Below are 21,477 nucleotides of genomic sequence, written 5' to 3'. Positions count from 1 at the left end.
CATGGCACCAATTCTCAAAGTCACCGATCTGTGCAAGGCCTACGCAGGCGGGTTCGAGGCGCTCAAGGGCGTGAGCCTTGAGATTGACGAGGGCGAGATCCTCGCGCTTCTCGGCCCCAACGGGGCGGGCAAGACGACGTTGATCTCGACCGTCTGCGGCATCACGACCGCGACCGCCGGAAGCGTCAGCGTGGGCGGCCACGACACGATCACCGATTTCCGCGCCGCACGCGCGATGATCGGGCTGGTCCCGCAAGAGATCAACCTTGAGCCGTTCGAGCGGGTGCAGAACACCGTGCGCTTCTCGCGCGGGCTGTTCGGCAAACCGGCCAATCCCGCCCTGATCGAGAAAATCCTCAAACAGCTGAGCCTGTGGGACAAGCGCGACAACCAGATCCGCGAGCTTTCGGGCGGCATGAAACGCCGGGTGCTCATCGCCAAGGCGCTCAGCCACGAGCCGCGCGTGCTGTTTCTGGATGAGCCAACCGCCGGCGTCGATGTCGAACTGCGCCGCGACATGTGGGAAATCGTGGCCGAGCTGAAGCGCGACGGCGTGACGATCATCCTGACCACCCACTACATCGAAGAGGCCGAAGCCATTGCCGACCGCGTCGGCGTCATCTCGGACGGGGAGATCCTGCTGGTCGAGGACAAGGACACGCTGATGGCGCGTCTGGGCAAGAAAGAGCTTGAGGTGCAACTGACAGAGCCGCTCAGCGAGGTCCCCGCAAGCCTGCAATCGGAGGCTCTGCGCCTGTCTGACGACGGCGGCGCGCTGATCTACACCTACGACACCCGCGCAGAGCGCACGGGCATCACCAAATTGCTGGCCGCCGTGGCCGATGCGGGCCTCACGCTGCGCGACGTCGTCACCCGGCAATCGAGCCTTGAGGATATCTTTGTCGATATGGTGCACAAGGAGGACGGCGCATGAACTGGACCGCGATCAAATCCATCTACGTCTTTGAGATGGCGCGTTTTTTCCGCACCATTACGCAAAGCTTCATCTCGCCCGTCGTCTCGACCTCGCTGTATTTCGTGGTGTTCGGCGCCGCCATCGGCAGCCGCATCGACGAGATCGAGGGCGTCAGCTACGGCGCGTTCATCGTGCCGGGGCTGATCATGCTCAGCGTCATCACGCAGTCGATCAGCAACGCCAGTTTCGGGATCTATTTCCCGAAGTTCATCGGCACGATATTCGAACTTCTCTCCGCCCCCGTGAATTTCCTTGAAATCGTGATGGGCTATGTCGGGGCGGCGGCGACCAAGGCGCTGTTCATCGGGGTGGTGATCCTGATTACCGCGTATTTCTTTGTCGATTTCCAGATCCAGCACCCGCTGGCCATGGTCGGGTTTCTGGTGCTGACCTGTATCAGCTTTGCGCTGATGGGCTTCATCATCGGCATCTGGGCGGGTAATTTCGAGCAGTTGCAACTGGTGCCGCTGCTGATCATCACGCCGCTGATCTTCCTTGGAGGCTCGTTCTATTCGATCTCGATGCTGCCGCCGGTCTGGCAGTTGATTTCGCACTTCAATCCGGTGGTCTATCTGATCTCGGGCTTCCGCTGGTCGTTCTACGGCAGTGCGGATGTGCCCATCGGGCTGAGCCTGCTGGCCATCGCTGGGTTTACCGCGCTGTGCCTCGGCATCATCTGGTGGATCTTCAAGACGGGCTGGCGCATCCGGCAATAAAGGCGGGCGCGCGCCTTGTTGCGGCGGCGCGCGCGCTCTACATACGTGAGCATGATTGAATGGCTCGGTATCCGCAAAAAAGAACCCACCGTCGCGGTGATCCGCCTGTCAGGCGTAATCGGCAGTACGGGGCGCGGCGCGCTGAACGACGCGACCATGGGGCCGGTGATTGAAAAGGCGTTCAGCAAGGGCAAGCCGGCCGCAGTCGCTTTGCAGATCAACTCCCCAGGGGGCAGCCCCGTGCAATCCTCGCTGATCGGTGCGCGCATCCGGCGGCTGGCCGAGGAGAAAGAGATCCCCGTGATCGCCTTTGTCGAGGATGTCGCGGCCTCGGGTGGCTACTGGCTGGCGGCAGCGGCGGATGAGATTTACGGTGATGCCTCGTCGATCGTCGGGTCCATCGGGGTCATCTCGGCAGGGTTCGGGGTGCATGAGCTTATGGCCCGCAACGGGATCGAGCGGCGCGTCTATACCGCCGGGCAGTCGAAATCCATGCTCGACCCTTTCCGCCCCGAGCGGGAGGAGGACGTCGCCCGCCTTAAGGAACTGCTCGAAGACATCCACGGGAATTTCAAGGATTACGTCGCCGCCCGCCGTGCGGGTAAGCTTCCGACCGACCGCGATCTGTTCACCGGAGAGATCTGGGTGTCGCGCAAGGCGGTCGAGCTTGGGTTGATCGATGGCATTGATCACATCACGCCACATCTCAAGAAACGCTTTGGCAAGAAGGTCAAATTCCGCCGCTACGGTATCAAGAAGGGCCTGTTGTCGCGGTTTGGCGCGCAGATCACCACCGACGCGCTTGCCGCCGTCGAAGAGCGCGCGCACTACGCGCGTTTTGGGCTGTAGCATGATCCTCAAGATTGTTGCCCTTTTCCTTGTGTTCATCGGTGTGCTTGGCTGGTTTGGGAAAATGCACTGGATCGGGGGCAAGGCGCTGACGCAAAAGAAATGCCGGGCCTGCGGACGCTACCGCATCGGCAAGGGATCCTGTCCCTGTACGGGGAGACGTGGATGATTACGGCGTGGCTGCTTTCCGGACTTGGTCTGCTGATCCTGCTGCTGGCGGGGGATGCGCTGGTCAAAGGGGCGGTAAACCTCAGCCTGCGGGTCGGCATCCCCGCGCTGATCGTATCGCTGACAATCGTAGCCTTCGGCACCTCCGCGCCCGAGCTTTTGATTTCGATCAAGGCGGTACTGGACGATGTGCCCGGTATCGCGTTGGGCAATGTCGTGGGATCGAACACGGCGAATATCCTGTTGGTTCTGGGCATCCCCGCGCTGCTGGCGACGATGCATACGGCCGAATGCAATACGCGCAAATCCTTCAATCACATGATCGCCGCTACCGCGCTGTTCATCCTGCTGGCCTTTCGCGGTGTGTTCGACTGGATCGCGGGGCTGATCCTGTTGGCAGCCCTTGCCGCGATGCTGTTCGACGCCGCCCGTGACGCGCGGGCGCATCGCAAGGCCGAAAACGCCTGTGCTGCACCCGAGGAAGAAGACCTTGAAGGGCTGGATCCGGATATGCCGGGCTGGCGCATCGGCTTGTTTCTGGTGCTTGGGCTCGTTGGCCTGCCGCTGGGCGCGTCGCTGCTGGTGGATAACGCCACGATCATCGCGCGCACCTTTGGGGTGAGCGATACGGTCATCGGGTTGACCCTTGTGGCCATCGGCACCTCGCTGCCGGAGCTTGCGACAACCGTGGTGGCCGCGCTGCGGCGTCAGGCGGATGTGGCGCTGGGCAATGTCATCGGCTCCAACATGTTCAACCTGTTGGCGATCATCGGTGTGGCGTCGCTGGTCGGTCCGATCAGCGTGGATCCCGCGTTTTTGCGGTTCGACCTGTGGGTGATGCTCGCCGCATCCCTGCTGCTCATCCCCTTCGTCTATTTCAGGTTCAACATCACCCGTCTTTGGGGATTTGCGTTGAGCGCCCTATATGCGCTGTATCTCTTTGTGGTATTGGCGGGCTGAATGACACGGGCATTGGTGACAGGGGCAGGGCACCGGCTGGGTCGTGCTATGGCGATCTATCTCGGCGCGCGCGGCTATGATGTGGCCGTACACTATGCGTCCTCAGCGCAAGGCGCGCAGGAAACGGTCGCCGCTGTGGAAAAGACCGGCGCGCGGGCTGTGGCCATTCAGGCCGATCTTCTGGATCTCGACGCGATGGAGGGGCTGCTGCCCCGCGCGGCGGAGGCCCTGGGCGGACCGATCACCTGCCTGATCAACAACGCCTCGATATTCGAGTACGATACGCTGCACAGCGCCACACGCGACAGCTGGGAGCGGCACGTCAATTCCAACCTGCGCGCCCCCTTTGCGCTGACGCAGGCCATGGCCGCGCAGGGGCTCAAGGCGGCACAGGACGACGCGGGGGAGCCACTGGCCGCCGGTCTGATCGTCAACATGATCGACCAGCGTGTGCGCAAGCTGACGCCGGAATTCATGACCTATACCTTGGCGAAGGCGGGGCTGTGGACCCTGACGCAAACCACCGCGCAAGCGCTTGCCCCCGCGATCCGGGTGAACGCCATCGGTCCGGGCCCGACCCTGCAGGGCGCGCGCCAATCGCCCGCGCATTTTGCCGCGCAACGCGCCGCGACGGTTTTGCACAGGGGGGCGAATCCGCGGGACATCACGGGCGCTCTTGGCTATTTTCTGGAGGCGCCGGGGGTTACGGGGCAACTGCTGTGCGTGGATGGGGGCCAACACCTTGGCTGGCAAACACCGGACGTGATCGGGGTGGAATAGGGGCGCGAGACCGCAAAAGTTGTGCACCGCTACCGGACGACCTGAAAGGGTTGCGGCAAAATACACGTAAAAAGCGAGAATTAACAGCGGTTAATAAATAAACTATTTGATTTCAAAGCCTTAATATCCTGCCGTATTTTTAGGCGCTTCGGGGAAGCCTTTAATTTGCAAGGGAAAATCCGGAACGCCGAAAAGTTATACGCGGAGTTATCCACAGAAATGGTGGACAGGTTTTCCATTGAAGCTCCCCAAGGGATGTGAAGCGAAAAGAAGAATCGGGCAGACATGACCGGAACAGATGAGAACGTAAAAACCGGCTACGACGTCATTCAAGGCTATCTGAAAACCCTCGACGGCTCGCCGGGCGTGTACCGGATGCTCGATAGCGAAAGTCGGGTGCTCTATGTCGGCAAGGCGCGCAATCTCAAGGCGCGGGTCAGCAACTACGCGCGACCCTCGGGCCACAGCGGGCGCATCGCGCGCATGATCGCCAATACCGCCTCGATGATGTTCCTCACGACGCGCACGGAAACCGAGGCGCTGCTGCTTGAGCAGAACCTGATCAAGCAGCTCAAGCCCAAGTTCAACGTGCTGCTGCGCGACGACAAGAGCTTTCCCAACATACTGGTCACCACCGGCCACGACTACCCGCAGATCAAGAAGCACCGCGGCGCAAAGAAGGAAAAAGGCGCCTACTACGGTCCCTTCGCCAGTGCGGGCGCGGTGAACCGCACGCTCAACCAGCTGCAGCGTGTGTTCCTGCTGCGCGATTGCTCAAACAGCCAGTTCGAGGCGCGCACGCGGCCCTGCCTGCAATACCAGATCAAACGCTGCTCGGCCCCTTGTGTGGGGAAAATCAGCGCCGAGGACTACGCGCAAACCGTGCAGGACGCGCAGAAATTCCTGTCGGGCAAGACGACGGGCATCCAGCAACGCCTTGCGGCGGAGATGGGCAAAGCCAGCGAAGAGATGGAATTCGAGCGCGCCGCCGCCCTGCGGGACCGGATCAAGGCGCTCACGCAGGTGCAGACCGCGCAGGGCATCAATCCCAAGGGTGTGAGCGAGGCGGACATCATCGCGCTGCACATGGCCGATGGGCAGGCCTGCGTGCAGGTGTTTTTCATCCGTTCGGGCCAAAACTGGGGCAATCACGATTACTACCCCCGTGTCGGCGATGACGTGGACGCGGCCGAAGTGCTGGAGGCGTTCATCGGCCAATTCTACGATACGCGGGAGCCACCCCGCCAGCTGATCCTCAGCAACCAGATCGAAAACCCCGATCTGATGGCCGAGGCGTTGGGCAGCAAGATCGACCGCAAGGTCGAGATCCTCGTGCCCCAGCGCGGCGAAAAGGCAGAGCTGGTGGATGGCGCCCTGCGCAACGCCCGCGAAAGCCTTGCGCGCAAGATGGCCGAAAGCGCGACACAGACCAAACTGCTCAAAGGGCTGGCCGACGCGTTCGAGCTGCCGAAGGCTCCCGAACGGATCGAGGTCTACGACAACTCGCATATTCAAGGTGCCTTTGCCGTGGGGGCGATGATTGTCGCGGGCCCAGAGGGCATGATGAAAAACCAGTACCGCAAGTTCAACATCCGCGGCGATGACCTCACGCCCGGCGACGATTTCGGCATGATGAAGGAAGTGCTGACCCGCCGTTTCAAACGCCTGCTCAAGGAAGACCCCGACCGCAAGGAAGGTCATTGGCCCGATCTGCTGCTGATCGACGGCGGGGCCGGGCAGGTCAGCGCCGTGCGCGAAATCATGGTTGAATACGGGGTCGAGGATATTCCGATGGTCGGCGTTGCCAAGGGGGAGGACCGGGATGCGGGCAAGGAAGAATTCTACCGCACCGGCAAGCCCGTAAAGGCGCTGCGCCACAATGATCCGGTGCTCTATTTCATCCAGCGTCTGCGGGATGAGGCGCACCGCTTTGCCATCGGGACCCACCGCGCGAAACGCGCCAAATCCGTCGGGGCCACCCCGCTGGACGATGTGCCGGGCGTGGGGGCCACGCGCAAACGCGCGCTTCTGGCGCACTTCGGCTCGGCCAAGGCCGTGGGGCGCGCGAACCTCAACGATCTCAAGGCGGTCGAGGGGGTGTCGGACGCGCTGGCCGAAACGATCTATGCCTATTTCCACGAGCGGGGCTGACCCGTGCTTTCCCCCGGCGCGGGGCGCGTATAGGGTGCGGCCATGACTTGGAACCTGCCCAATATCCTTACCGTGCTGCGCCTGCTAGCGGCGCCCGCCGTGGCGGTGATGTTTCTATATTTCACGCGGCCCTACGCGGATTGGTTTGCGCTGCTGCTGTTCGTCTCGGCGGCGGTGACCGATTGGTTCGACGGCTATCTCGCGCGCCTGTGGAAGCAGGAGACCAAGCTGGGCACGATGCTCGATCCGATCGCGGACAAGGCGATGGTGGTGATTGCGCTGATGGTGATCGTGGGCTTTTCCAGCTGGTCGCCGTGGCTCATCCTGCCCGCGACCGTGATCCTGTTTCGCGAAGTATTCGTCTCGGGGCTGCGCGAATATCTCGGGGATACGGCCGGCACGCTCAAGGTCACCAAACTGGCGAAATGGAAAACCAGCTTTCAGATGACCGCGATTGCCGTGCTGTTCAGCCAGGGCGTGTTCGAGCATTATCTGGGCATGAGCGTTTACGGCATGGACGAGGGGCTGGTGCAGGCGATCCTCACGGGTGCCGAAGAAGACACGCTTGGCCTGCGGTGGAAGCTGTGGGCGATGGAATGGTCCGGGATCATCGGCCTTGCGCTGTTGTGGATTGCGGCGGCGTTGACGGCGATCACGGGCTGGGATTATTTCAGCAAGGCCCGCCCGTTTCTGAAGGATTAATGTGATGGATATTGTCTATTTTGCGTGGGTGCGTGAACGCATTGGCTTGCCGCGTGAGCGGGTAGAGACTTCCGCCGCGACGGTCGCGGATCTGGTGGCGGAGCTCAGCGCGCGCGAGGACCGCTATGCCGCCGCCTTTGCGGATGTGAGCGCATTGCGGGTCGCGCTGGATCAGGAACTGTCGGATTTTGACGCCCCCCTCGAAGGGGTGCGCGAGGTTGCGTTCTTTCCGCCGATGACGGGGGGCTGAGATGCCCGTGCGCGTGCAGGAGGCGCCCTTTGATCTGGGGCTTGAAACGGCTGCCTTTGCGGCGGGCGATGCCACGATGGGCGCGGTTGTGACCTTTACAGGCGTGGTGCGCGATTTGCCGGATACCCCCCTGATCGCCATGGAGATCGAGCATTATCCCGGCATGACAGAACGCGCGCTGACGACCATCGCGCAGGAGGCGATCACCCGCTTCCGCCTCGGCGATGCGCTGGTCATCCACCGCTACGGGCGCCTGACCCCCGGAGAGATGATCATGATGGTCGCCACCTCTGCCCCGCACCGAGTCGACGCCTTTGCCGCGGCGGAATTCCTGATGGACTATCTGAAAAGCCGCGCACCGTTCTGGAAGCGCGAGATCACCGCCAAAGGGGCGGCGTGGGTGGCGGCGAAAGACGCCGATGAGGCGGCGCTGGAGCGTTGGGTTGGGGATCGGAAGTAAGGGGCGACTGAACCGTCGCGGGCGGTTTTGCCGGGGCCAGCGGACAGTATCAGCTGCGGTTCTGCTCGATCCAGGCGCGCAGCTCTTCGGTCTCATGGCGCGCGTCGCGCAGCCCGTCCATCGCCGCGCGCAGCTCTGCTTCGGTCTGTGACAGCTGGTTGGTCAGTTCCGCCTCGCGCTGTTGCAGATAGGTGATCGCCTGATCGCGTGTTTCCTCGGCCTCGTGCAGTTCCTGGCTCATCCGGTCGAGTTGCGCGACATCATCGGCGGCCACACGGGTGAAACGGTGCAGCAGCCAGTTGGCAAACCACCCCATGCAGAACGCCACAAACAAAATCGCGGCGGTCGCGAGGACGAATTGGAAACGTGGGCTCATTCGGTGGGGCTTTCACTGTCATCTTGCGGAGCAGCGTCGACCGCACCTGCCGCACTTTCTAGCGTCGTTTCCTCGGGAGTGTCCACCGTATCGGGGCGGATCAGACGGAATTCGATCCGCCGGTTCGCCTCGCGTCCGGCTTCGGTGCCGTTGTCTGCGATGGGGCTTTCCTCGCCATAGCCCGTTGCCGTGAATGAGCCTGTCAGAACGCGGCGTGCGCGCAGCTCGTTGAGCACCGATTCCGCGCGGCTCTGGCTGAGGGCAAGGTTCATGGTCTCGCGGCCCTGACTATCGGTGTAGCCCTGAATTTCCAGCGGGATATCGCCGCATTTCTTCAGAATTTCGGCGATATCATCCATCGTGTCGAGCGCCGAGGCGTCGATGGTGGCGGAGCCGGGCTCGAAGTTGATCTTGTTGCTGGCGATGATCGCACCGATCTCGGCCTCGCATTCCTCCGGGGAGGGCAGGCCCAGCACGGGATCGAGTTTCTCTTGGTAAGTTACATTGACATCGAATTGCGCGCCTTCGCCCAGCTTGTCGGCCAGCAGGGCGGAAATCTCGGTCGAGGCTTCGGGATTGCCGGTGTTGCCGGTCAGTTGCAGCCGATCCGGCGTAACCACCACCGCGCCGTTGCTCAGCGCACCCAGACCTTCCAGTCCCGCCAGCACGCGGGTTGTCCAATCGGCGGGCAGGTCATCGACGATCCGCACCGCGTTATAGACCGCATCCGAGCCGAACTGCGCCTTGGCATAACTCAGCGCCAGCTCGCGCAGCGCCTCGTCGGAGACGCGGCCGCGCAGTTGCACCTGCCCCTCGGGGCTGAGCGTCGCGGTGAATTCCTTGGGGCCCGCGTTGGCGTCGGGGGCTTCTTCGAGCGTGGACTGCAGGGCAAATACCTCGGGCAGGCTGTTCTCCAACTCCCCCACGACGGTGTCAAAGGTATCCTGTGGCGTACCCTCTGCGGCGACGAGGGTGATGTCGGCATCCACGATGGTGACCGATCCACGCCCCAGCTTTGTCAGCGCAAAAATCGACGAGGTGACGGCGTCGGCCCACGCAGGGCTGGGCACGCCTAGCCCCACGGTGCAGCGCGGCGCCTCGGCCCCGGCGGCGATCGCGGTCACGACGATCCGCTCGGCCGCCGCGTCGGAATCGGCGGAACAGGCGTCAAAGCCCGCGCCGTCCTCGGTGATCTCGAACCGGGTGGTAAAGGGTGTGATGACAGGGCGCGGCGCGGTGATGGTCATCTCAAGCTTCAGCCCATCGGGCGCCACGCGCTGCAAATCGCGCTCCAGCTTGGCCTTGGCGGCGGCGCTGTCGGTGATGGCGGTGATGGCCACCCGTTCTGCGGTGACAGACACCTTGGCGCGCGGCAACTGGCTCATCGCGCCGAGCGCAAAATCAAGCGCGCGGTCCCAGCCGGGTGGGGCCGGGTAGTCAGCGGTTTCCAGCAGATCGGTTACGCCTTCCGCCCCGCGCAGGCTGTTGAAGCGCGCGATCACATAGTCGCGGTCGGTTTCTGCGGGGATCAGGCCGATGACGGAAAGACCGCTGTCATTGCGCAGGATCTCGGCGGAGAATTTCGGCGGGGCGATGGCCTCCTGCGCGGTGACGGACATATCGTCGACGACGCGCGCCGCATCGACCACCGTGCCCGCCGTCGTCAGCGCGGCAAACCGGATTGCCTCGGTCGGGGCAGTGCCCGACAGCGCGACCTCAAGCCCGCGTGCTTCAACCTCGGCCCAGGTCATGCCCTTGTCGTCAAGCGCGTCACGCACGCTGATTTCCGAGGATTCCTCGATCAGTTTGACAGAGTAATTGGCGGCGACCAACGACAAGACCGCCGCGGCGGCAAATGTCAGAAAGATCATGAGAACGGAGGACAGGCGCATCGGTACTTTCTGTGATCGTGGAACGTGCGGTGGTGATACGCTGCCCGGGCGCCCCGTGCAATCACAGCAGCAGCGCCGCGCCGAAAAACAGCAGCGGGATCATGCCGGTGTCGCGGTTGGCGCGAAACAATTGCAGCATCTTCTGCGGATTGTGGATGTCGAGCCCGCGCAGCTGCCAGGCCATGTGCCAGCCCATCGCCCAAGGGCCCGCAAGGGCCACCACCAGCGCAAGCGCCGACGCCTGCGGCAGCCCGGCGTAGACCACGGCGATGCCCATCAGGCCCACGGTCGCCATCAAAAACCGCCGCAGCCACTGTGGTGAGCGGTCACCGAACAGGCGGGCAGTGGATTTCACCCCGATCAGCGCGTCATCCTCGGTGTCTTGATGGGCGTAGATCGTATCGTAAAAAAGTGTCCAGGCGATGCCCGCCAGATACAGCACCACGGCAGGCGCATCGAGCCGCCCGGTATGCGCGGTCCACGCCAGCAGCGCGCCCCAGTTGAACGCAAGACCCAGAAAAACCTGCGGCCACCAGGTGAACCGCTTGGCGAATGGATAGATCGCGACCGGGATCAACGAAAGCACGCCGAGCCGGATCGCGGCTGCATTGAACGAAATCAGGATCAGGAAGGCGATCAGCGCCTGCACGATCATCCAGACTGCCGCCCCGCGTACGCTGACCTGCCCCGACGGTATGGGCCGCGAGCGCGTGCGCGCGACGCCTGCGTCTATCTCGCGGTCGGTGATGTCGTTCCACGTACAGCCCGCCCCACGCATCAGGAACGCGCCCAGCGCACAGCCGACAAAGATCCATAGATCGAACCAGCGGGCTTGCCCATCGTAGAGCATTGCCAGCGCCAGACCCCACCAGCACGGCAGCAGCAACAGCCAAGTTCCAATGGGCCGGTCCGCCCGGCTGAGCCGCAGATAGGGGCGCGCAGCGGTCGGTGCGTAGCGGTCGACCCAGTTGCGCGAATAGGCGTCAGCGACGCTGCCGTCGTCCTGCGGCTCTGGCGGAGGGGCGTGGTCTTGCATATATCGGCCTCATGGACGCGAAGATCAGGCTTTATGTAGAGCACCCTTTGGGGGAGGCGCAAACGGTTCCTCTGGACCGCGCGCAGGCGCATTACCTGTTTGGCGTGATGCGTCAGACGGTGGGCGCGCAGGTGTTGCTGTTCAACGGTATGGACGGCGAATGGCGCGCCGAGGTGGTCGAGGTGGGCAAACGCGGGGGCACGCTGCGCTGCGCGGCGCAGACACGGGCGTTGCAAATGCCCCCCGACCTGTGGCTGTGCTTTGCCCCGATCAAGAAGGCGCGCACGGATTTCATTGTCGAAAAGGCGACCGAAATGGGGGCCGCGCGCATCGTGCCCATGCAGACCGATTTTACAAACGCGGGCCGCATTCAACGCGACCGCCTTCAGGCCCACGCGGTCGAGGCGGCAGAGCAATGCGGCGGCACCTTTGTGCCGGAGGTGGCGGAACTGGTGCGCTTTGCCGCCCTGCTGGACCGCTGGGAGCCGGCGCGCCGGATCATGTTCTGCGACGAAGCGCTGGTGAGCGCGCCTGCGGGGGTGCGGGCGGATCCTGGCCCCTGGGCGATTTTCATCGGCCCCGAGGGTGGGTTTTCCGATGCAGAGCGGGCCCGGTTGAGGGCGCAGGATCACGCACAGGCGGTCTCCCTGGGTCCGCGGATCCTGCGGGCGGATACGGCGGCGGTGGCGGCGTTGACGGTCTGGCAGCAGGCGCTGGGGGATTGGACATGAGCGGCGCGCGCGGAGTGCGGTCGGGATTTAGGTATTTGGAAAAGGGTGCAGGGGGCCATGCGTTTTCACATGTGACCCTGGCGCGGAGGGATGGCGATGTTTTTCAGACCTGAGGCGAAGGCTGCGCTTTGGCGTTGGCGCGAAGTGCTGGTTGCGGGAACGCTGGTTTTGTTGGGTCTGTGGTGGCTGTTGGGGCCCGGTGGGCTGTTGATGCTGCCGGGCGCGGCGCTGCTGATTGCGGGGATTGCTTTGGGCGTTGTCGGTGTGCAGCGCGGGCGGTTTCGGGGCACCGGTGACGGTGCGGGCGCGGTGCAGGTCGACGAAGGGCAGGTCGCGTATTTTGGTCCGCTCACCGGCGGCGTCGTGGCGCTGCGCGATCTGGAACGGTTGAGCCTTGACCGGCGCGGCAGCCCTGCGCATTGGCGGCTGGACGCCGCCGGGCAATCGCCCGTGATGATCCCGGTGAATGCCGCCGGGGCGGATGCGCTATTTGATGCGTTTGCCACACTGCCCGCCTTGCGCACCGAGCGGATGCTGACCGAATTGCGGGGCGGCACCGCTCAAGCGGTCGTGATCTGGGAGCGCACCCCCTTGCGTCCGGCCCACGCCGTCCTGCATTGACGGCCCAGCGATTCTCCGCAAGGTTGCGGACGAGCCGCCGAACAGACAGGAGCCTACCACATGTCCATTCCCCAGTCCGGCGGCGGCCCGATCGAGCGACGCGAACAGCTGGCCGAGTTTCTGGCCGACGGCTGTAAGCCCAAGGCCGACTGGCGTATCGGCACCGAGCACGAGAAATTCGGCTATTGTCGCGACACCCACAAGCCTCTGCCCTACGAGGGGGAGCGGTCGATCCGGGTGATGCTGGAAGGGCTGCGGGACCGCCATGGCTGGGCGCCGGTCGAGGAGGCGGGCAAGCTGATCGGCCTCGAGAAGGAGGGTGCGAACATCAGCCTTGAGCCCGGCGGGCAGCTGGAGCTGTCGGGCGCGCCATTGGAGACGATCCACGAGACCTGCGACGAGGTGAATACCCACCTGCGGGAGGTGCAGGATGTGGCCGACGACATCGGCGTCGGCTGGATCGGCCTCGGCGCCGCACCCGAGTGGACGCACGATCAGATGGATCTGATGCCCAAGGGCCGCTACAAGCTGATGAATGACTACATGACCAAGGTTGGCACCATGGGCCGGGTCATGATGCGCCGGACCTGCACCGTTCAGGTGAACCTCGATTTCGGATCGGAAGCCGACATGGTGCAAAAGATGCGCGTTGCTGTGGCCTTGCAGCCTTTGGCGACCGCGCTGTTTGCCAATTCGCCGTTCTTTGAGGGGAAGATCAACGGGCATAAATCCTGGCGGTCGCGCGTGTGGCGCGATCTGGACGACGCGCGCACGGGCACGATCCCTTTCATCTTCGAGGACGGGTTCGGGTTCGAGCGCTGGGTGGAATACGCGCTCGATGTGCCGATGTATTTCGTCTACCGCGATGGCAAATACATCGATGCGCTTGGCCTGTCGTTCCGCGACTTCCTCGACGGCAAGCTGTCGGCCCTGCCCGGCGAGACGCCGACGCTGAGCGATTGGGCGGATCATCTGACGACGGCCTTCCCCGAGGCGCGCATGAAGAAATACATCGAGATGCGGGGCGCCGACGGGGGGCCGTGGCGCCGCCTGTGCGCATTGCCCGCGTTCTGGGTGGGGCTGATGTACGATCAATCCGCGCTCGACGGCGCGTGGGATCTGGTCAAAGGCTGGGATGCGCAGACGCGCGATGAGATGCGCGTCGCGGCTTCGGTCGACGGGTTGCAGGCACAGGTGGGCAAGGTGAACATGCACGATCTCGCCCGCGAGGTTCTGGCGTTGTCAGAGGCGGGGCTGAAGGCGCGTGCGCGCACTGGCGCGGGCGGGCTTGTCCCGGATGAGACGCATTTCCTCAATGCGCTCAAGGAAAGCGTCGAGACCGGCCGCGTGCCCGCCGATGAGCTGCTGGCGTGCTACCATGGCGAATGGGGCGGCGATCTGAGCAAGATCTACGACGCGTTTTCTTACTGACCTCAGGCTGAGGCGGCGGGTTTGAGAACACGGGAGCGGTAGTAGTCCGAGATTTCTTCCTTGCGGGCCGCCTGCATTTCCGGCGTCACGGGGCGGTCCTGATCGAACAGGACGGCGTAGCCTTGCATGGCTTTTGCATAGGGATCATCGGCCCGTTTGCCGCGCAGGGGTTTGGCGATGCTCCGCCCGATTGGTGAGCCGTGCACGGTGGTGCCGTTCTGGCCAGGCAACGCGCAGAGTGCGAGGAGCACGAGGCCACCGATGCCCGGAACCATATTGACGAGCACCCAGAAGCCCGAAAATCCGGCGTCATGCAGGCGGCGGACCGTGAGGCTGAGCAGGGGCAGGGCAAAGACGACAAGCACCCATGTGGCTGTAAACGCGGTGAAATCGATCATTGCAACGGCATTTGCCCCGTAGGTCTCAACGAGCGCCATCACCGTCATCGCGTCATAGGCAGCGGCCCCCGAAACGCACAAGACGTAGGCCAGAAAGACCCACCAGAATTCTGACCGCGTGGCGCGCCCGGAAAATTTCACAAGCTGGGTAAAGGCGAGGTTCAATGCGCTGAAGGGGCCGGTCATGGGAAACTCCTGTGGTCGGTTCAACCATAACGTGCCGCTGGTCTGTGGCCCCGGTGCGGGCGGATTGCGGCGAAAGCGCGAAGGAGAGGAAACACTGTGTTTCTGCTGGCGAAACAGGCCCCCGAGGGGGCCTGCCGCAGCGTCAGGCCGCTTTGGCGCCCGCGTCCTGCATCAGGGCGCGCAGCACGTGCACGGCGTGGGTAAAGCCCAAGCCCAGACAGAGGGCGGCCAGCCCGGTGATGCCGAGGAACCCGGCAAAGGGGACATTGGCCAGCAAGGGCAGCCCTGCGCCAATCAGGATCACCCCGCCGGTGCCGATGGCGGCAAAACCGGTGGCGATGGTCACGGCTGCGGCGCGGGCGGTTGCGCGGCTTTGCGGGCAATCGCCCAACATGGTGCCGATGCGCAGGATCATCGCGGCCAGTGCGGCAACGCCGCCAAGGGTCAGCACAATGTAGAGAAGGGCAAAAAGGGTCATGGTCGTCTCCTTTCAAAAGACTGAGGGGGAATTAGGCAAGGCGGGGAGTGGCGTAGAAATCCCGCCGCAGGCGTCGGTAGATCACACCGAAAAAGTAGGCCCAGGCGGGCGCGAAAATCATGCCGAAGCCGCTGTAGAACATGCCGAGGCCAAAGAGATCTTCGTTGCCGGTGACAAGGGCTGCGAGGATGGCGGCCAGCATCCCGACCACCATAGTCTTGAACGCGAGCCAGCCCAGATCGCTGGGATCCCCTTCGTTGTGGCGCAGGTGCCACATCAGCAACGGGGTGCCCAGCAGCAGGTACACCGGCCCCCCCATTGCCAGCGCAAAGATCGGGACGAACAGCGCCCAGAAGCTGAACAGGGTGAAGATGACCGGTCCGCCGATCAGCGCGACGGCAAAGGCCACGGGATCGATAAGGAACCGCAGGCGGCGGTCAGGGGGGCGCAGGATCAGCATTTCTTTTCCTTTCCGTGGGTAAAACGATTGTAGAGCAGGGCAAAGATTGCCGCCCAAAGCGGCGCAAGAACGGCACCGAACATCATCAGTGTGGCCGATATCCACATTGCGTCCCGGTCTCCGGTAAACAGCCAGAACAGCGGTGCGGCGGGGATCAGGATCAGCAAAGACACTAGCGCGATCAGCGCAGTCTTGAAGGGATCGGCGGGCTGTCGCCGCAGGTACCAGATCAGCGTCGGCGTCCCGATCAGCAAATAGATCGCGCCGCCAAACACCAGCATCACATAGACGACTATTAACAGCGTGTTGAGCGTGGGGATGGCCAGTGACACCAGCAGCAGCGGGCCAAGGGTCACGACGGGCGGCAGCAAAAGACTGGCGATGAAGGCGCGCCAATGAAGTGTGCGCCGTTCTGTTATTTTTGGTATTTCTGTCATGGGAGAAATCCTTGGTCAAAATTTTTAGTCGTCTTTGCCCTTCGGCAGGAAGCGGGCGATGCGCCCGCCCAGTCGGATCGCGGCCATTTGCACGCCGCGCGGCAGGCGCGACACATCGCGGTACCAGCCGTCAAACATCTGCATCGTGTCGAGTGTTTCCTTGATGCGGCCTTTGACGGCCTCGGGGGTTGCGTCCTCCTCCGCCTCGCGCTGCACGGCTTCAAGTGCGCGCAGGGTGGGCAGGTATTCGCGTTCCCGGCGGCTTTCGATCACGGTGGTGGTCAGCTCGAACATATCGCGGATCGAGGTGAAATGATCGCGCCGATCGCCCAGCTGGCGTTGCGATTTGACCATGCCAAGGCTTTGCAGTTCTTTCAGCCCGTTGGACACATTCGAACGCGCGAGGTTCAGCAGATCGCAGATCTCATCCGCCGCCAGCGGCTCGGGCGAGATGTGCAGCAGCGCGTGGATCTGCGCGACCGAGCGGTTAGTGCCCCATTTCGCACCCATGTCCCCCCAATGGAGGATAAAGCTTTGCATGGCGGGGGTCAGGTGCATGGTGGCGCCTCAGTCATTAATTTCTGTAAAGACAGAAATATCAGAAACGACAGTCTTGGCAAGCTGTTTCTTTGGCGGCGTCTCGGGCGCATAGCCCAGCACGAAGGCGATGACCTTTTCGGCGGGCATCTCGCAGGGGGCCAGCTGTGCGCCGGCGCTCAGATCATAGAGGTTGAGGCTGATGTAGTCCGATCCATCCAGCGCCTCGGCCACCAGCTTATGCGCGCGCCCGCCGCTGAAGCTGCTGCGCGTCGCGGTATAGCGCCGGTGATTGTAACTGCCGAAACTCGTGCCGAGGGGGATCATCGCCAACCGCTCGGTAAAACCGGGCGGCGCGGGTGCTCTCACCCCTTTTTGCCGATGCGCGGCTCGGTGCCTGCCTTGATCCGCGCGATGTTTTCGCGGTGGCGCCAGAACACCAGCAGCGTCAGCACAATCCCCATCACCAGACCGTGCCCGGCGCCCAGAACCACCATTAGAATTGTCGAGGATGCGGCGGCCAGCAGACCGCCCATCGACGACATGCGCGACAGACCCGCGCCCACCAGCCAGGCCAGACACACGGCCAGCCCCACGGGCCAGGCGAAAGCCAGCAAAATCCCGATGAATGTCGCGACCCCCTTGCCACCCTTGAAGCCCAGCCACACCGGGAAGCAATGCCCCAGCATCGCCATCACCGCGGCCAGCTGTGCCGCGTCCTCCCCAGTGAGCGCGCGGGCCAGCAGCAGCACAACCGCACCCTTGGCGCCGTCCAGCAGCAGCGTCGCAATCGCCGCAGGCTTGGACCCGGTGCGCAGCACGTTCGTGGCCCCAATGTTGCCCGATCCGATCTCGCGCAGGTTGCCCAGCCCCATCATGCGCGACACCAGCACGCCAAAGGGGACCGACCCCAGCAAATAGCCCGTCAGCGCCCAGAGGATCAGCAGGCTGGTCGAGGTTTCGATCAATGGCATGTCAGGCGCTCCACCGGGTTATTCATAAACGCAGGTCCCGCCGACCCATGTCGACAGCACCTTACCCTCCAGCCGCATCCCGTCAAACGGCGTATTGCGCGATTTCGACCGTAGCGTCGCGCGGTCCAGCACGAAGGGCGCGAAAGGATCAAAGAGCACCAGATCCGCGGGCGCCCCGACCTCAAGCCGCCCGGTATCCAGCCCCAGCCTGCGCGCGGGGTTCAGTGACATCGCCCGCCACAGCGTCGGAAGGTCGATCATCTCGCTGTGCCACAGGCGCAGGGCGGCGGGCAGGAAGGTCTCAAGCGCCACGGCACCCGAGGCGGCTTCTTCGAAAGGCAACCGCTTGCTTTCCTCGTCCTGCGGGGTGTGCATGGAGCTGATGATGTCGATCACGCCGCGCGCCACGGCGTCCACAACCGCCAGCCGGTCGTCCTCGTCGCGCAAGGGCGGCTTGAGCTTGAAGAACGTCCGGTAATTCGCCACATCGAGCGCGTTCAGCGTCAGGTGGTGGATGCCCACGCCCGCCGTCACGTCCAGGCCGTTGGCCTTTGCCCGCTCCAGCGAGGGCAGGGCGCGGGCGGTGGTGATCTGGTCGGCGTGATAGCGCGCGCCCGTCATCTCGACGAGCGCCATGTCGCGGTCCAGCGCCATCCGCTCGGCCATGGGCGACACCGCCGGCAGCCCGCGCAACGAGGCGAACTTGCCCGAGGTCGCCGCCGCGCCACGGCTCAGCCCCGGATCCTGCGGATGCGCGATCACCAGCGCGCCGAGGCTGCGCGCGTAGGTCAGCGCGCGTTGGAACACCTTGGTATCGGTCACCACGTGATCGCAATCGGTAAAGGCCACGGCGCCTGCGTCCATCAGGAACCCGATTTCGGTCATCTCGCGGCCCGCGCGCCCCTTGGTCAGTGCGGCCATGGGCAGCACGTGCACCGGGGAGGCCTCATTGGCGCGGCGGGTGACGAATTCCAGCGTCTCCGGGCTGTCGATGGCAGGATCGGTGTCGGGCCGGGTGATCATCGTGGTGACACCGCCCTTGGCGGCGGCCAGCCCGGCAGAGCGATAGCTTTCCTTGTGCCGCTCACCGGGTTCGCAGACCTTGACGCCAAGGTCGACAATTCCGGGCGCGAGGTATTTGCCCCCGCAATCGATGATCCGCCCCTTGGGGTTGGCCAGATTGCCCGGCGTGACCGCGCTGATCCGACCCTCATCGACCGACAAGGAGCCAAGCGTTTCGGTCCCGGCCTGCGGATCCAGCAGCGTCGCGTTGGTGAAATGCAGCGTCATGGTCTCGCCCCCGAAAGTCTGCGCTTAGGTGCCGGGTTTTGCCCGCCGGGTCAATCGCCCGTGGGCGGATGCATCCGGTCCGCCGCGCGCCGGATATGCGCCGCGACCTGCACGGGATCGGAAAGATAGGGCATCGCCAGCCGCAGGCCCGACGCCATGACCACCACGACACGCCCCCCTGACCGCTCCAGCACCTTATCAATGGCAGCGAGGGGGACGGGCGTCTCCCCTTCGCTGTCCTGTACGTTCAGATGAGTGTCGGTAAGCTGCCAGCGCAGCCCGCGCACCGCGCGCCACTTTTGCGGATCATCAACCGCAAAATACGCAATCACGAGGATCGGGCCGACCGCCATCGCCTGCCAATACCCCGTGACTGTGCCGATCCCCCAGCCCGCCAGCGCCACGATCACAGCCGTCAGCGCCGTCACGATGAACGCGCGTTTCACAAAGGTACGCAGATCGGGTCGGAAAAGCGCGAGCGGCGTGTTCATCCGGCAAAATAGACCATGCAGAACGCCAGGATAAACAGCACCAGCAGCGCTATCGTCGCCACACGGCCGGACATCTTGGGATCGGGTTTGGGTTCTTTCATGACAGGCTCCACCAGAGAAGAAGAAGGCATAGGGCGACGATCAGGACGACCCCGGCGCGCACGAGGGGCGCGCGGCGGGCAGGCTCAGACGGGGCCGTTGCACCGGAATAGGGGGCCGCGGCCTCCGACGGGAAAGGCGCTGCCGTCATGTCGGCGCGCGGCTCGCCATAGGTGGCAATCAGCGTGAGGTCCGGGTCGGGGCGCAGCGTCACGGCTTCTTGCGCCGCCACGCGCGCGTGCAAGAGCAGCACGTAGCCATCCAGCGCCTCCAGACGCGCGCGATCGCGGCGCAGATCCTCGCGGGAAATATCGTAGCCCTCGGAAAGGTAATTCGCCAGGCCAAGCGTGCCCAGATCGCTCAGCGGAAAGATCTCGATATCCCGATCGGTTACGGGATGGTTCAGGAGTGCGGTGCCCAACTCTGCCCGGTCGCCCTCGCGCAGCGCCTTGGCCACCTCGGCAATGGGGCGCGAAATTGCAAAGACGCGGATCACGCCATGCTCGCCCCTTTTCATCTCAATCTGTGTCATCTGCTTCCGTCCGTCTGTGTGCCCTTTGGTATCTAGAACGCCGTACCAAGTTGACAGCCCCTAGCCCGGCACCGGACTGGTGCGCAGTGCATCCGTCAGCGCGCCGCTATCCTGGATATATTCGAAGCCGAATTCTATATTTTTTTCATTGTCTTGCTGTACAAATATAATGCTGTTCGGCAGGGTCGGCAGCCGCCGCGGTGCGATCATCTGATCGGCGCGAAAAGCCCGCGCACGGGTCTCGTCCCCGTCTATCCGAAAGAAAAGCGCGCGCCGGTCGGTCAGCGCATACCGCGTCTGAAGCAGGACGCGCCGTTGCCGCAATGTGGTGCGCACCGGCAGCAGGATCAGCAGCGAGGCCGCCGCAAACACCCACAGCTCTGCCCCCGGTCCACGGGTCACAATCGCGATCAAAGCGGCGAGCGACAGCCCGAGTGTCGCCATCGGCGCAGGCCCGTAGAGGCGCCAGTTACGCCAATGCAGACGGGGCTGCGGGCGCCCGGTCCAAAGCAGTGTCTCGCCGGGCTCCAGCACATCCTGCCAGAAATCATTGCTCATACCGCGTGCGGCATCCGGTTGCGTGCCAGAAGATCCATCGCGGCCATGCGCACGGCGACGCCCATCTCGACCTGCTCCTGAATGACGCTGCGGTTGATGTCATCGGCAAGCGTGCCGTCAATCTCGACCCCGCGGTTCATCGGGCCGGGGTGCATCACGATGGCATCGGATTTGGCGTGGGATAACTTTTCCGCATCCAGCCCGTATCGATGGTAATACTCCCGTTCGCTGGGGATAAAGCCGCCATCCATGCGCTCTTTTTGCAAGCGCAGCATCATCACCACATCCACTTCACGCAGGCCCTCGCGCATGTCGTCGAACACCTCGACCCCGAATTCCGCGATCTGCGAGGGCATCAGCGTGGGCGGGCCAATGAGGCGCACGCGGTTTTCCATCTTGCCCAACAGGATGATGTTCGAGCGCGCCACCCGGCTGTGCGCAATATCGCCGCAGATCGCGATGGACAGACGGTGCAGGCGACCCTTCTTGCGTCGGATGGTCAGCGCATCCAGCAACGCCTGCGTGGGATGCTCGTGACGCCCGTCGCCCGCGTTCAGAACCGCGCAATTGACCTTTTGCGCCAACAAATCCACCGCGCCCGATTGCGGATGCCGCACCACCAGCAGATCGGGATGCATCGCGTTCAGCGTCATCGCCGTGTCGATCAGCGTCTCGCCCTTTTTGATCGAGGATGCCTGCATCGCCATGTTCATCACGTCCGCGCCCAACCGCTTGCCCGCGATCTCGAAACTGGCCTGTGTGCGGGTGGAGTTTTCAAAGAACATGTTGACCTGCGTGAGCCCCGCGAGGGTATCGCGGTGCTTGTTTGGCTGGCGATTGAGCGTTGCGTAATCATCGGCCAGATCCAGCAGTGTCGTGATGTCGGCCGGGCCCAACGGCTCGATCCCCAGAAGGTGACGGTGCGCAAACGACATGGG

General features: G+C 63.7%; 27 protein-coding genes. 12 read left to right on the top strand and 15 right to left on the bottom strand.

What is annotated here, in order from left to right:
- The first annotated feature begins 1 nt into the window (after window position 1).
- The 9 genes from KDD17_RS11700 to KDD17_RS11660 all read left to right on the top strand — a co-directional run bounded on the left by KDD17_RS11700 (window position 2) and on the right by KDD17_RS11660 (window position 8,012).
- Window positions 2–934 carry an ABC transporter ATP-binding protein gene (locus KDD17_RS11700; protein WP_212703823.1) on the top strand — a complete coding sequence of 311 codons (933 nt, stop codon included), beginning with the start codon at window positions 2–4 and terminating at the stop codon, window positions 932–934.
- Window positions 931–1,692, top strand: a complete 762-nt coding sequence (locus KDD17_RS11695) for an ABC transporter permease (RefSeq protein ID WP_212703822.1) — start codon at window positions 931–933, stop codon at window positions 1,690–1,692. Before KDD17_RS11700 ends, KDD17_RS11695 begins: the two co-directional genes overlap by 4 nt.
- A gap of 51 nt (window positions 1,693–1,743) precedes the next feature.
- Window positions 1,744–2,541 carry a S49 family peptidase gene (locus tag KDD17_RS11690; RefSeq protein WP_212703821.1) on the top strand — a complete coding sequence of 266 codons (798 nt, stop codon included), beginning with the start codon at window positions 1,744–1,746 and terminating at the stop codon, window positions 2,539–2,541.
- Between the two features lie 165 nt (window positions 2,542–2,706).
- Window positions 2,707–3,669: a calcium/sodium antiporter gene (locus KDD17_RS11685; protein WP_212703820.1), complete on the top strand. Its 963-nt coding sequence runs from the start codon at window positions 2,707–2,709 to the stop codon at window positions 3,667–3,669.
- The gene (locus KDD17_RS11680) at window positions 3,670–4,449 is read left to right on the top strand and encodes an SDR family oxidoreductase (protein WP_212703819.1); all 780 of its coding nucleotides are present in this window, start codon (window positions 3,670–3,672) and stop codon (window positions 4,447–4,449) included. It abuts the gene before it with no gap.
- Window positions 4,450–4,734: 285 nt separating this feature from the next.
- Window positions 4,735–6,600, top strand: coding sequence for an excinuclease ABC subunit UvrC (gene uvrC / locus KDD17_RS11675; protein ID WP_212703818.1), 1,866 nt, complete (start codon window positions 4,735–4,737; stop codon window positions 6,598–6,600).
- A gap of 42 nt (window positions 6,601–6,642) precedes the next feature.
- Window positions 6,643–7,302, top strand: coding sequence for a CDP-diacylglycerol--glycerol-3-phosphate 3-phosphatidyltransferase (gene pgsA / locus KDD17_RS11670; protein WP_212703817.1), 660 nt, complete (start codon window positions 6,643–6,645; stop codon window positions 7,300–7,302).
- A gap of 4 nt (window positions 7,303–7,306) precedes the next feature.
- A complete protein-coding gene (moaD, locus tag KDD17_RS11665; protein ID WP_212703816.1) occupies window positions 7,307–7,552 on the top strand; it encodes a molybdopterin converting factor subunit 1 in 246 nt (81 codons plus the stop codon).
- Window position 7,553: 1 nt separating this feature from the next.
- On the top strand, window positions 7,554–8,012 hold the full coding sequence (locus KDD17_RS11660; RefSeq protein WP_212703815.1) for a molybdenum cofactor biosynthesis protein MoaE: 459 nt from the start codon (window positions 7,554–7,556) through the stop codon (window positions 8,010–8,012).
- A 49-nt stretch (window positions 8,013–8,061) separates the two neighbouring features.
- Here the strand turns inward: KDD17_RS11660 and KDD17_RS11655 are convergent, their stop codons facing one another.
- The 3 genes from KDD17_RS11655 to ubiA form a co-directional block, all read right to left on the bottom strand.
- Entirely contained in the window at window positions 8,062–8,388 is a 327-nt protein-coding gene (locus KDD17_RS11655; RefSeq protein ID WP_212703814.1) for a hypothetical protein, read from the bottom strand.
- Window positions 8,385–10,280 carry an OmpA family protein gene (locus KDD17_RS11650; RefSeq protein ID WP_212703813.1) on the bottom strand — a complete coding sequence of 632 codons (1,896 nt, stop codon included), beginning with the start codon at window positions 10,278–10,280 and terminating at the stop codon, window positions 8,385–8,387. The genes KDD17_RS11655 and KDD17_RS11650 overlap by 4 nt, the downstream gene beginning before the upstream one ends.
- Before the next feature lie 61 nt (window positions 10,281–10,341).
- Window positions 10,342–11,316: a 4-hydroxybenzoate octaprenyltransferase gene (gene ubiA / locus KDD17_RS11645; RefSeq protein WP_212703812.1), complete on the bottom strand. Its 975-nt coding sequence runs from the start codon at window positions 11,314–11,316 to the stop codon at window positions 10,342–10,344.
- 11 nt (window positions 11,317–11,327) lie between these two features.
- On the opposite strand from ubiA, the gene KDD17_RS11640 reads away from it, so the two are divergent.
- The 3 genes from KDD17_RS11640 (at window position 11,328) to KDD17_RS11630 (ending at window position 14,099) form a co-directional block, all read left to right on the top strand.
- Window positions 11,328–12,047 carry a 16S rRNA (uracil(1498)-N(3))-methyltransferase gene (locus KDD17_RS11640; RefSeq protein WP_212703811.1) on the top strand — a complete coding sequence of 240 codons (720 nt, stop codon included), beginning with the start codon at window positions 11,328–11,330 and terminating at the stop codon, window positions 12,045–12,047.
- Window positions 12,048–12,143: 96 nt separating this feature from the next.
- The gene (locus tag KDD17_RS11635) at window positions 12,144–12,668 is read left to right on the top strand and encodes a hypothetical protein (protein WP_212703810.1); all 525 of its coding nucleotides are present in this window, start codon (window positions 12,144–12,146) and stop codon (window positions 12,666–12,668) included.
- A gap of 60 nt (window positions 12,669–12,728) precedes the next feature.
- Window positions 12,729–14,099, top strand: coding sequence for a glutamate--cysteine ligase (locus tag KDD17_RS11630; protein WP_212703809.1), 1,371 nt, complete (start codon window positions 12,729–12,731; stop codon window positions 14,097–14,099).
- Between the two features lie 2 nt (window positions 14,100–14,101).
- Here the strand turns inward: KDD17_RS11630 and KDD17_RS11625 are convergent, their stop codons facing one another.
- The 12 genes from KDD17_RS11625 to KDD17_RS11570 form a co-directional block, all read right to left on the bottom strand.
- Window positions 14,102–14,683, bottom strand: a complete 582-nt coding sequence (locus tag KDD17_RS11625; RefSeq protein ID WP_212703808.1) for a DUF805 domain-containing protein — start codon at window positions 14,681–14,683, stop codon at window positions 14,102–14,104.
- A gap of 142 nt (window positions 14,684–14,825) precedes the next feature.
- Window positions 14,826–15,161: a hypothetical protein gene (locus KDD17_RS11620; RefSeq protein ID WP_212703807.1), complete on the bottom strand. Its 336-nt coding sequence runs from the start codon at window positions 15,159–15,161 to the stop codon at window positions 14,826–14,828.
- A gap of 31 nt (window positions 15,162–15,192) precedes the next feature.
- The gene (locus KDD17_RS11615; protein ID WP_212703806.1) at window positions 15,193–15,621 is read right to left on the bottom strand and encodes a hypothetical protein; all 429 of its coding nucleotides are present in this window, start codon (window positions 15,619–15,621) and stop codon (window positions 15,193–15,195) included.
- The gene (locus KDD17_RS11610; RefSeq protein WP_212703805.1) at window positions 15,615–16,058 is read right to left on the bottom strand and encodes a hypothetical protein; all 444 of its coding nucleotides are present in this window, start codon (window positions 16,056–16,058) and stop codon (window positions 15,615–15,617) included. The genes KDD17_RS11615 and KDD17_RS11610 overlap by 7 nt, the downstream gene beginning before the upstream one ends.
- A 24-nt stretch (window positions 16,059–16,082) precedes the next feature.
- Window positions 16,083–16,616 carry a GbsR/MarR family transcriptional regulator gene (locus KDD17_RS11605; RefSeq protein ID WP_254796784.1) on the bottom strand — a complete coding sequence of 178 codons (534 nt, stop codon included), beginning with the start codon at window positions 16,614–16,616 and terminating at the stop codon, window positions 16,083–16,085.
- A 9-nt stretch (window positions 16,617–16,625) separates the two neighbouring features.
- Window positions 16,626–16,964: a hypothetical protein gene (locus tag KDD17_RS11600; protein WP_348541456.1), complete on the bottom strand. Its 339-nt coding sequence runs from the start codon at window positions 16,962–16,964 to the stop codon at window positions 16,626–16,628.
- A complete protein-coding gene (gene plsY / locus KDD17_RS11595) occupies window positions 16,961–17,569 on the bottom strand; it encodes a glycerol-3-phosphate 1-O-acyltransferase PlsY (RefSeq protein WP_212703804.1) in 609 nt (202 codons plus the stop codon). The genes KDD17_RS11600 and plsY overlap by 4 nt, the downstream gene beginning before the upstream one ends.
- Window positions 17,570–17,587: 18 nt before the next feature.
- Entirely contained in the window at window positions 17,588–18,859 is a 1,272-nt protein-coding gene (gene pyrC, locus KDD17_RS11590; protein WP_212703803.1) for a dihydroorotase, read from the bottom strand.
- 50 nt (window positions 18,860–18,909) lie between these two features.
- Entirely contained in the window at window positions 18,910–19,350 is a 441-nt protein-coding gene (locus KDD17_RS11585) for a hypothetical protein (RefSeq protein ID WP_212703802.1), read from the bottom strand.
- 97 nt (window positions 19,351–19,447) lie between these two features.
- A complete protein-coding gene (locus tag KDD17_RS11580) occupies window positions 19,448–19,981 on the bottom strand; it encodes a hypothetical protein (protein WP_212703801.1) in 534 nt (177 codons plus the stop codon).
- A 60-nt stretch (window positions 19,982–20,041) separates the two neighbouring features.
- Window positions 20,042–20,539, bottom strand: coding sequence for a hypothetical protein (locus KDD17_RS11575; protein ID WP_212703800.1), 498 nt, complete (start codon window positions 20,537–20,539; stop codon window positions 20,042–20,044).
- Window positions 20,536–21,474 carry an aspartate carbamoyltransferase catalytic subunit gene (locus KDD17_RS11570; RefSeq protein ID WP_212703799.1) on the bottom strand — a complete coding sequence of 313 codons (939 nt, stop codon included), beginning with the start codon at window positions 21,472–21,474 and terminating at the stop codon, window positions 20,536–20,538. Before KDD17_RS11570 ends, KDD17_RS11575 begins: the two co-directional genes overlap by 4 nt.
- Between the last annotated feature and the right edge of the window lie 3 nt (window positions 21,475–21,477).

Source organism: Sulfitobacter albidus, assembly GCF_018200035.1.
Taxonomy (GTDB): domain Bacteria; phylum Pseudomonadota; class Alphaproteobacteria; order Rhodobacterales; family Rhodobacteraceae; genus Sulfitobacter; species Sulfitobacter albidus.
Note: the sequence above shows the minus strand (reverse complement) of the source record. Positions and strands in the feature narration are given on the sequence as shown.